12 protein-coding genes are annotated in these 10213 nt (G+C 50.8%); 8 read left to right on the top strand and 4 right to left on the bottom strand.

Features of this window, described 5'->3' with window-relative positions; genetic code table 11:
• Positions 1-224: 224 nt before the first annotated feature.
• Positions 225-527 carry a hypothetical protein gene (locus tag ACFS7Z_RS14805; protein WP_377485916.1) on the bottom strand — a complete coding sequence of 101 codons (303 nt, stop codon included), beginning with the start codon at positions 525-527 and terminating at the stop codon, positions 225-227.
• Between the two features lie 184 nt (positions 528-711).
• Here ACFS7Z_RS14805 and ACFS7Z_RS14810 point away from each other — a divergent pair, with 184 nt between their 5' ends.
• From ACFS7Z_RS14810 to ACFS7Z_RS14820, 3 genes are all read left to right on the top strand, one after another.
• Entirely contained in the window at positions 712-870 is a 159-nt protein-coding gene (locus ACFS7Z_RS14810) for a hypothetical protein (RefSeq protein WP_377485918.1), read from the top strand.
• Between the two features lie 427 nt (positions 871-1297).
• Positions 1298-1615: a hypothetical protein gene (locus ACFS7Z_RS14815; protein WP_377485920.1), complete on the top strand. Its 318-nt coding sequence runs from the start codon at positions 1298-1300 to the stop codon at positions 1613-1615.
• Positions 1616-1675: 60 nt separating this feature from the next.
• Complete coding sequence (locus tag ACFS7Z_RS14820; protein WP_377485922.1) at positions 1676-2077, top strand: hypothetical protein; 402 nt, start codon at positions 1676-1678, stop codon at positions 2075-2077.
• Positions 2078-2664: 587 nt separating this feature from the next.
• Here the strand turns inward: ACFS7Z_RS14820 and ACFS7Z_RS14825 are convergent.
• The 3 genes from ACFS7Z_RS14825 to ACFS7Z_RS14835 all read right to left on the bottom strand — a co-directional run bounded on the left by ACFS7Z_RS14825 (position 2665) and on the right by ACFS7Z_RS14835 (position 4104).
• Entirely contained in the window at positions 2665-2910 is a 246-nt protein-coding gene (locus ACFS7Z_RS14825) for a hypothetical protein (RefSeq protein WP_377485924.1), read from the bottom strand.
• Positions 2911-3091: 181 nt separating this feature from the next.
• Positions 3092-3733 (bottom strand): DUF389 domain-containing protein, encoded by a 642-nt coding sequence (locus ACFS7Z_RS14830; RefSeq protein WP_377485926.1) that lies wholly within the window; start codon positions 3731-3733, stop codon positions 3092-3094.
• A 257-nt stretch (positions 3734-3990) separates the two neighbouring features.
• The gene (locus tag ACFS7Z_RS14835) at positions 3991-4104 is read right to left on the bottom strand and encodes a DUF2391 family protein (RefSeq protein WP_377485944.1); all 114 of its coding nucleotides are present in this window, start codon (positions 4102-4104) and stop codon (positions 3991-3993) included.
• 710 nt (positions 4105-4814) lie between these two features.
• Between ACFS7Z_RS14835 and ACFS7Z_RS14840 the strand changes: the two genes are divergently transcribed.
• From ACFS7Z_RS14840 to ACFS7Z_RS14860, 5 genes are all read left to right on the top strand, one after another.
• Positions 4815-5867, top strand: a complete 1053-nt coding sequence (locus ACFS7Z_RS14840) for an endonuclease/exonuclease/phosphatase family protein (protein ID WP_377485928.1) — start codon at positions 4815-4817, stop codon at positions 5865-5867.
• A 360-nt stretch (positions 5868-6227) separates the two neighbouring features.
• Complete coding sequence (locus ACFS7Z_RS14845) at positions 6228-7904, top strand: hypothetical protein (RefSeq protein WP_377485930.1); 1677 nt, start codon at positions 6228-6230, stop codon at positions 7902-7904.
• Between the two features lie 836 nt (positions 7905-8740).
• Entirely contained in the window at positions 8741-9289 is a 549-nt protein-coding gene (locus ACFS7Z_RS14850; RefSeq protein ID WP_377485932.1) for a hypothetical protein, read from the top strand.
• Between the two features lie 76 nt (positions 9290-9365).
• Positions 9366-9560 (top strand): hypothetical protein, encoded by a 195-nt coding sequence (locus ACFS7Z_RS14855; protein WP_377485934.1) that lies wholly within the window; start codon positions 9366-9368, stop codon positions 9558-9560.
• A 174-nt stretch (positions 9561-9734) separates the two neighbouring features.
• Positions 9735-10213, top strand: a 479-nt coding sequence (locus ACFS7Z_RS14860; RefSeq protein ID WP_377485936.1) for a hypothetical protein, incomplete at its 3' end; no start/stop codon positions are given.

Raw genomic sequence — 10213 nt, forward strand, 5'->3', positions numbered from 1 at the left:
GCGCTGCCACAAAAGGGGAAGCACTGTGTAAGAATGCTTTAGCTACTTATATGTTATCAAGAAGTACAATTGTAAAATTTGCAAGAGGTGAGCATGAAACTTAAACGAGCTTGTGGAATGGTACGCCTCGTGATACACCGTGAACAAAGAATACTTTGGCACCGGGCATGGCTTGTTTGGCCAGTGGGAAAGGAGGAAGTAGAATATAACAAGGCACCTCCCCGTCATTCACCTGCTAGCAGCCACTCCTCGGCGCTATCCACATCGTGGAAGGTCCTCATCCGGATGCCGCCTAGGAAGATTGGCTTAGACCGGCTGCAGAGCTGCTCCAGGATGGTCTGCAGAAACAGGTCCTCCGACAAGACGATGGCCGCCCGCCTGAGCTTGGTCCGGGCCAGCAGCGGGTAGAGCACCTCTAACATCCACGCCTGGTCACTAAGAGTAGGCAGATAATGCCTGGAGGAATGGTGGAGCCAGCAGCGGGCCCTATGCACCCGCACAGGTGCAGCATGCCCTCCCGGTAGCATTCGCTTTCTACGGTTTTCAGCCACCTGCTTTGGAACAGAGCCAAGCCCGGTTCAAAGCTGTAGGAGACGCAATCATGAATCACCTGCACGTGCATAGGCGAAGGTAGTTTAGGGTTAAAAAATTAGAAATCCAGCTCACAAGCCTGCTCCCGGAGGTAAAGAAGAGGGGGGTGTAGGCAGGGTGATGCACCTACAGGACCAGGGAATGTTGCCGGAGCCTCTTTCCGGTTCCCGGCACAGCGCACGCAGGCACCTCCACGAGGCCCTTCTCTTCCCGCAGCCTGCCCTGCCGGTGCAGGCTAGCGTCCTCCTCAGCAAGGCAGCGATGGTAACAGGTACTTAGCAGCTTCGAACGCCCCCTGCTTCCTACCTCAACTTTGCTTATATAGTCATAGATATAGTACGGCTTTCACACCTCAGGTGATACCGTGTTGTTACTTAAATAAACTCAGAAAACTACTTAAAATGCAATACGTGCTACTACTGGTAAGGCACAGGGACTGAGTCGATTCAATATGATCCAGCTGCTTTGGCTTCACCGAACGGAGGCATCAGCAGGCTGAACAAAAGCCGCTTATAGCAGGAAGAGTTATGCAAGCAAATAGAAGATTTGCCTAAAATCAACTTATATTCTTCTGATAACTAGTTTTATGTTGAGTAGAACTGGCGACATGAGCCCGCTTTCTTATTTCTGAATTGTGCCTGCTTGGAAAAGCCGGAATGGTCCTGCATACAGACGGATTCACCACACGGGCTGTAACCTGGCGAGTTTGGGAACGTCAGAGAAGACGCCAGCACGCTTCGGGCTCGATTCTCAGAAACCCATTCAGCTTACACCTTGTCTCCTTATCTTTAGCCTCTGGGCTACTATACCTTGCCTACATAAGTCCGATTCCACTACCCAGCAAGCCGAGCAGAGCCGCCAGCAGCTGCACGGCATCTTAATGCAGGCCCCGGCTATGATTTGCATCTTCGAGGGGCCGCAGCACGTCTTCAAGCTGGTCAACCCGCCCTACCAGCGGCTGGAGGGCGAGCGCCCGCTGCTGGGCAGGCCCATAGCCGAGGCCATACCCGAGCAGCCGGGCTAGCCTTTCTTCGGGCTGCTGGACTGAGTGTTCCGCCCTGGCGAGAGCTTCCACGCCCACGAGATGCTGGTGCAGCTCGACCACGACAACTCCGGCGGCCGCCTGGGCCAAAACTACTATAACTTCACCTATCAGGCCACGCGCAACCCGGCAGGCGAGGTGGACGGCATCCTGGTGTTCGCCTATGAAGTGACGGCGCAGGTTCGGGCCCGGCAGCAGGTGGAGCAGCTCAACGAGGAGCTGGAAGCCCGCGTAGCCGAGCATACTAGGGAGGTGCAAAGCGCCCAGGCTGAAGCCGAACGGCAGCGGCTGCGGCTGCAGCGTTTGTTTATGCAGGCGCCGGCCGCGATTTGCATCCTTGACGGCCTGACCTGGTATACGAGTTGGTCAACCCAAGCTACCAGCAACTGTTTCCCGGCCGCCAACTGTTGGGCAGGCCCATCAAGGAGGCCTTGCCGGAAATAGAGGGCAATGATCTTTTTAATCACCTTCATACCTCAAATCATCTTCCCCGGAACCTATTCTCCCTTCCCCCCGCAACGGAAAGTAGACGAAGTAGATGTTGCCAGACCCGAGAATTGTTCAATTTAAGTAGTAGCACCTGCAATCTCAGTATTTTACTCCATGACGTTCTGTAATAATCCGGCAGCAACAAAAGGACAAGTGCCGTAAGGTCGTACATGTCTTTTTTGTATAAACACATCATGAAAGTGGAGGTAAAGCACCTGAGTGCGTTTGAAGTCGCTCAGTGCCTGTTCTACCTTCACGCTCTGAACATATAGGACCCTGACCTGCACCGGGTATGCCAGCGGCTACGGGAGGAGTTAAAGGATAGGCTGCGGGAGTTGCGGAACGAGTAAAAGAAACTGAGAGGAAGAATGAATGCGCTTGTTTCAACACAGTTCATGAAATATCTTATAAGATTGCCCATAAACCTGTTTATGATAAACGGGGCAGCCTCTCTCTACTAGGGGCACTACCAGAGCGAAGGAACCAAGCTGCAGGTGCCTTTCACAAAAACCTGGACAGCTTCCCCAGGGTCAGGGGCTTTTCTATAAAATCAATGACCGGGTATTCTTTTGCCTTAGCCACATCCAAAGCATGCGTGGAGGAGCTAAGCAGTACGATCCGGATGCGGCGCAGTTCAGGTCAGCCGAGTTTTGCAGCGCCTCTAAAAACCCGAAGCCGTCCAGGACCGGCATATGGATATCCAGCAGAATCAACACCGGGCACTGCGTACGCTGGCACACCTCCCTGACGATATCCAAGGCTTCCCGGCCATGGCAGGAGGTGAGCAAATTTACTTTTAGCTGTTATAAACAGTCTTGACGAATTCTGGGCCAGAAATCCAAAATACAAGAAAGAGCTGATTGATTTGATAAATAAAAGTAAAGAAGAAACAGAGAATGAGGGAGGGCGTTAAAACAAGCTTTGACGGTTAAACGAGAGGTAAAGCTATTATAAAGTAAATCTAATTGATTAGTCTTTCTGGTCTGGTCGAAGTAAAAGAAGTGTAACTATTCCCATTAGGATAATTAATCCGACATTAATTCCCAGCAATCCAAAGCCGCCTATTGCACGTTGCGGATCTTGCGTTAAGAGACACACTCCTCCAGCTGCTGCGGCTGGCACAAGTGCCAAGGCAGCCACTACTCCTACCAAGGTGTCAGTTGTTTGCTTGGCTAACGCAAAGGTACCAGCAACACCAGCCGCAAAGGCTGCAGCTACACTGTACCAACCGGGACGGACCCGCTCTTCCAATAGTGGTTTATCAAGTAGGTTTGTTTCCGGTGGAATCACGTTGGTTACATTCAACAACCAGGTAATTAACATTGCAGCCAATGTTGAGACAAGTAATCCAACAGTTGCTATCCAGATTCCCCGCCAAACCAGCCCTGGCTGCCTTCCAACAATAGCAAAGGCAATTAAGGCAAGGGGAGCAAAGGCAGGTGCAATAACCATAGAACCAATCAAAATGGGTACAGAGGAAGTAAGGAGTGCTACTGCCGCGAGAATTCCTGCCATTGCCATAAAAACCAAGTATGACATACTAAACTCCGCCTGTTTGGCGATTCGGAGTACTGTCTCTCCTGATACGAATTTTCGAATTTTCACTACCATAGCCATCAATCAATAATATATCAATGTACCCTGCTTTGTTTTACTTTTTCACAACATTACCGGTATTAGGTAAGAAGCTGAAACTGTTACACCTCTATAACAGAAGAAGGAAAAATAAATCAGTGCTTCAGGTTTTGATTCTAACCATTGGCATCCCAAATTGAAGCTGTCTCAGCCTAGCCTTTAGTTTTGTATTCCTGCTTTTACCCTTAAACGAACAGTTACAGAAAAAAATAGAAGCATTTTTGAAAAGGCTGTCACACAGGAGAGCGGTGCCACCATATCTCCATCGTGTAGAGCAGCGGAAAGCTGAAGCCAAGCCCTGCGCATACTCCTTCAGGGAATCCTTTACTGGTCCGCCCGTAGAGAATCTTTGCGCCATGTCTTCTGGTTTATGTTATACCTTGACTGAAAGTAAAGCAGGCAACTTGTACCGCAGGCAACGTGCACAGCATAGTTCATTGTCGGGTCTTATATCGGCTCAGGATGCTGTAAAGGGATAGCACCTTCGTACATCGACACACCTCTACCAGCAGCAATATTCATTATAACCAAGACTAAGGACCATAATATACCTCTTGCCGTGGCCGGTTGGTGTAGGGTGTCCGATGACCTTTGACTTGTTCTCAACCCTGGCAGAAGTAAAAGCAAAGTACCCGTGACCACGAGAGATGCGTCCCCTCAAACAGCATGGAAAACTCCCACTGATGCCTGCTTGATAAAGTTCATGAGTGTAATATCCAAATTGGCAAAAGGAACTCCATACAGCGGTCTTTTAGTAGGTATCACATTCACAGCAAAATCAGTATGTAGTGCAAGTGCCATTAGTACAGTGCCCCGAAACAGTAGTTATATTTCTTCTTTGCACCGGGAAACATTCTAAAAGCACGTATAGATGAAAGTGTAAAATCTGCATTTGGCTGTAGAACAAAGGAGCTAAGCATCCTTAGTATAAGAAGCTTACGCTCCTTTAAGCTGTTTTATTTAGCCTCAACTCGTTTCTACATAAACCACAGAAAGGGAGGTTGAGACATGCTGCTTTTTTACTGGTATATAAAACATTAACTAAAGCGTCAGCGATATGAGCGACACCAGAAAGTTTTTCTTCTACCTCCTGATACTACTCGGAACACTGCTTATTCTGGCCACACTCGGCTCTCTTGTAGCAGACGAGCAGTGGTGGTGGGTCAAGGTTCTTGACTTCCCCCGTATTCAGGTGCTGATTGCACTGGTAATGGTGCTGGTTCTTTTCCTGCTTGTGCAAAAGGACAGAGACAGACACATGGATGAGGACAGATACATAACTAGAGACAGAGAGGATAAGGGAGGAATCTGGAAAGCTTCGTTTATAGTGGGGCTGGTCGCAGCGGTTGTGTTACAGTGTATCTATCTGTACCCCTATACCGGAATGGCGGAAGAGCAGGTGGGTTCTGTTGCTGAAGAGGCGGCAGACCCGGACGCTACAGTAAGTGTGCTGGTGGTTAACGTGAAAATGCATAACCGGGAGTCCGTCGGTCTTTTGAGAATGATAGATGAGCTAAACCCTGATGTTGTGCTTGCCATAGAACCAAACGCATGGTGGGAGGATGTCCTGGAGCCTGTTGATGAGAAGTACGCCTACGGAATGGAACACCCCCTGGGCAATACCTATGGCATGATACTATACTCAAAGTTCCCTTTGCGGGACCCTGAGATACTCTTCTTGTCCACCGACAGTGTCCCCTCCTTTCACACGGGACTTGAGCTACCCGGTGGACGAACTGTTAAATTTCATGGCGTACACCCCACTACCCCTTTCCCAAGTGGCCCCGGCACAGTGGAAGACAGGGAGGTGGCCCTTGTAAAGGTTGGGCAGATGGTGACCAATACCGCTGTACCGGCTATTGTGGCAGGAGATTTCAATGATGTGTCCTGGGCGCAGCGCGAAAGGCTGTTTGACGGGGCCGGCCTGCTGCATGATACACGGGTTGGGCGCGGCATTTACCCTACTTTCGGCGCAAAGAACCCAATCATGCGCTGGCCCCTGGATTACGTCTATGTCACAGAAGACTTTGGCGTTGTAGCGCTGGAGCGGTTGCCGGACTTCGGCTCCGACCATTTTCCTTTCTATGCCAAGTTGAGCTTAAAGCCATAAGAACAGAAAAAGCCTCCTTCATGGTCAAGCTGCACAATGGTATGACGCAGCAACGGGCTAGCAGGCGCCTATACAGGACATGCGGTTCTTCTTCAAATCCTACACTCCATCTCCAGGCAGTAGGCGCGGTTTGCGCTATAACAGCTGTTATGGTAAGCACAAGATTCTTGTCTGTAAAACATCTCAAAACTCCCACGTTTTCGGGACATCACACACGTTAGGTAATTGCAATGTGCTAAAGCTGTAAAATTCAGCGAGCCTGGTTCTCCACCGGTAGAGGGTAAAACGAATCCGCTTAAAAAGAGTACACATGGTGATACCCTACCCGCGCACAAAGCTATTTTTACTCTTTATATACTTATGAAAACTAAAGTTTACATATCCGCTCTTGCCAGTCTTTTTCTGTTCCTGGCGATTCAGACAGGCTGCACCTCCTCCGGGGGGAAAAAAGCTGGAAACACAGGAACTGACGCTACCGCCAACGCTGGAATCCAGGACCAGCCAAACAACACAAAAGGAGTCGCTGAAACCTCCGGCACACCCGAGACCACGCGAAAGGTAAGGCCGGAGGACGTAGTCCTGCCGGAAGGGTTGAAGATTGAGGCCGTGTCGCAGGGGCTGACTTACCCTGTGGACGTTACCTTTGATGACGAGGGAAGCGTCTACATCGCCGAGGCCGGAGGCCACACCTACGGCACAAAGCCAGAGAAGGCACCAGGCGCCCGCATCATGAGGCTCACGGAGGCAGGGACATGGGAAGTGGTGTATGACAAGGTGGTGCCGGTGGATGTGATAAAGAACGTCTCCTTCCCGACAAAGGGGAAACTTCCCGAGGGGCTGATTCCCCCTGTTACAGGCGTCACGCACCATGAGGGGAAGCTATACATCTCCCACAGGTCCCGCTACTCCACTTATGACCTTCAGACAGGCGAGTTCAAGACCATCGTCGATGGGCTTCCCTCCTGGGGGGAGTTCCTGAATGCAAAGCCTGTCTTCAAAGACGGGAGGATGTACTTCTTCCTGTCCACTCAGGGTAACACCGGCGTGCCGGAAAAGCACTGGACAAGCGTGATGGACATCTTCAACAAACCGCAGGCCCGCGAGATACCGGGGGAGGATGTGGTGCTGACGGGGCTGAATTACTGGGTGCCCACAAAGGGAATGAAGAGTGTTACCAAGGACTCTGTGCTGACAGGGGTTTATGTCTCTTTAGGCACGGAGACAGAGTACGGGCAGGTGATAGAGGGGCAGGAGATCTGCAACGGGGCTTTCTACAGCGTGAACCCTGACGGGACGGACTTGAAGAGGATAGCCTGGGGGTTCCGCTCAAGCTTTGGGTACCGTTTCTCACCCGACGGAAGGCTCATCACCACCATGAACAGCGCCAACCCCATGCCCCCGCGCGGGCTCTACTTTGACTATGAGCAGGTGTACGAGGTGAAGGAGGGGGAATGGTATGGCTGGCCGGACTTCTACAGCGGCATCCCCATCACAGATGAGCGCTTTGAGTACAAAGACGAGGTGCGGAAGTTTGCCCTGACCGAGGAAACGCACCGTAAGCTTTTGAAGGGAAAGGAGAGACCTATTCAGCCTATCGCGCTACTGCCAGTACATAGCGCGGCCGAGGGAATGGTGTTCGGGAGGGAAGGCTTCGGGGTAGCGGAAAGCGATATATTGGTCGCAGAGTTCGGGGCCATCATCCCTTTCTTCAAGGGAGAGAAGTACCACCCCAACTTCCCCAAGGAGGTGCCTACGGCAGAAGAGAATGCGCCTCCCGGCGTTTCCTATGACTGGCCCGGCTTCAAGGTGCAGCGGGTAGAACTGAGCACGGGCAAGGCGTACGACTACATTTACAACGAAAGCAGGGTCCCCGCCTCTGCCACTCAAAACGCCGGTGGACTGGAGCGCCCTATTCAGCTGGAGTGGAGCCGGAACGGAGATCTTTACATCGTGGACTTCGGGATAGTGGAGTTCAACTCCAGCGGCATGAGCGCCCATCCTTTTACAGGGGTGCTCTGGAAGGTCAGCAAGAAGTGAGGACACACTTCATAAGGCCAGAACCTTTGTCTGCGCGTTGACATAGTTTAAGGTGGAGAAGTCAGTCCCGTTGTCCGCAACTTTTACACCCGAGAGTGCTCCGACTGCCAGACAAGTTTTGTCGTTGAGCTTAAAGCCTTTCTGCACCATAGTCAAAGGTGACGTCGCTCATGGTTACTCCTCCCTGAAAGTTCCCCCCAAACCCGTAAGTGACGATGTTTGCCAGTTGGATGATATCCTTGTTTACCACGCCTCCCGGGCTGCAGATACACCTTTTACTTCTGAACAATCTCTGCCACCGGCATGGTGATAATGTTGGTCTGGCCAAAACCGGACACGCAGACACTAAAAAGCCATGAGCAGAAGCAGCACTGGTTTTTTTCATAGGTTAACTATTTGAGGTTAAATGGGAGTATCTCTGCAAGAGGAAAGGAAAAAGGGGGACATGCTAGACAGTCGCCCATTTCCTCTTAAACAAACCAACCGTACATGGGAAGACGGCCCTTTGTTTTACTCCTTCCCTTCAGCCGGGTTGCCCTTTTTACAAGTAGCCAGTCCTGACCCTGCAGTTTTCCGTCTGCAATTCTTTTTTGCTTGTTTCCCACTTGTCTCTGTCTTCAGCTGATAGTGCTATCCAGCAAGCTTTTACAACCTCTTGTTGCATTAGTACCTTCGCATTGTTTTATAAGTTATAAACATATATATCTAATAATCACACAGTTAATATTTTTTTAATTGAACGATGTGCAGCAGCAGCCGTAAATGATAGGGTAAGTATATATATCATGATATAATAAGTATAAATATCATGAGTTAAATAAAACCAACGGTTACAGATGATGAAAACGACAAAATCAAACAAGTGGAGAAAGATGGGGATGGGGCTTTGCCTGTTCCTGATGCTGGGGGCCGTGGCCTGCGACGATGAGGAGGAGGACGAGGTTGCCGTGTTCGACAACGACAGTTTCTATGAGGACTTTTCCTCCAGTAACCTTTTCAGCGGCTGGGACACGGACAGCGATGACCTTTTCAGTGACGATGAGTTCACGACCAGCTTCTTTGAGACCTGGGACACCAACGACAACGACATGCTCGAGGACAGCGAGCTCAGCGAGGCCACGGCTGACTTCGGCCTGACCATGACTGACTGGGACACCTGGGACACGACCGGTGACAGCATGCTGGACATGAACGAGTTTATGACAGGCATAGAAACCAACGACTACTTCACCGACTGGTATGAAGGCTGGGACATGGACGGCGACAACATGCTCGAGGAGCGGGAGTACACCGACGGCATCTTCGGACTGTGGGACGATGACGGCGACGACAAACTGACAGAGGAAGAGTACGATGACTTCTACGGCACCTACTACGGCGACTAAAAAAGGAATGATACAATGAGAGCGCCTTATCAAGGGGTTATCCTCACTTTTATGTAAACCATAAACAATAGAAAAGATGAAAGTGAATGGTATAAATATCCTCAAAGGAATCAGAAGCGGGCTTTGTATTTTCCTCATGGCGGGCATGGTGGCCTGCGGAGGAGAAGAGGTGGCCGAAGGAAACATGACCGAAGAAGGTGTGGAAGGAGAAGAAGGAAGCCAAGCCGATTCAGAGGAGGTTGTCACGGGTACAGAAGAAAGCAACGAGTAAACTCCACTTAGCTGTAACGGACTTTGTACTATAAGTGGTGGCTGTGCCAAACAATTCAATGGCCAACACTGAAAAGATGGGGCGTTTTCAGGCTGGCCTGCAGGAATGCCTCCCTAGTCTATTTGCTGACATAACAAAACAGAAACACAAGTTAACCAATCAAAACCAAATGCTATGAAAGAAAAAGGAACAAACATCAGGAAGTGGTCCATCAACGGGCTCAGCCTATTACTGGCAGCGGGTATGGCTGCCTGCGCGACAGGGGCGGACGCTGACCTGGGCACCGGCCCGTGGGACAGCAACGAGTTCAACTCCACCTTCGCCTCCAACAACTATTATGAGGACTGGGACCTGAACGACGATAACCTGCTGGACCAGAACGAGTACAATGCCGGCCTCTACGATACCTGGGACGTCAACAACGACAACCGCCTGGACGAGAACGAGTGGAACACCGCCTCCAACGACTGGGGGCTGGAGAACGAGACCTGGTCAGACTGGGACATGAACACCGACGGTTTCCTGAATACCAGCGAGTTTGGAACTGGCTTTGCCGACAGCGGCTGGTTTGGCAACTGGGATACGGACCGAAACAGCATGCTGGGGGAAAGGGAATACACCGATGGGGTGTTCGGCCTGTGGGACAACAACGC

This window comes from Pontibacter toksunensis (assembly GCF_042686245.1).
Classification (GTDB): Bacteria; Bacteroidota; Bacteroidia; order Cytophagales; family Hymenobacteraceae; genus Pontibacter; species Pontibacter toksunensis.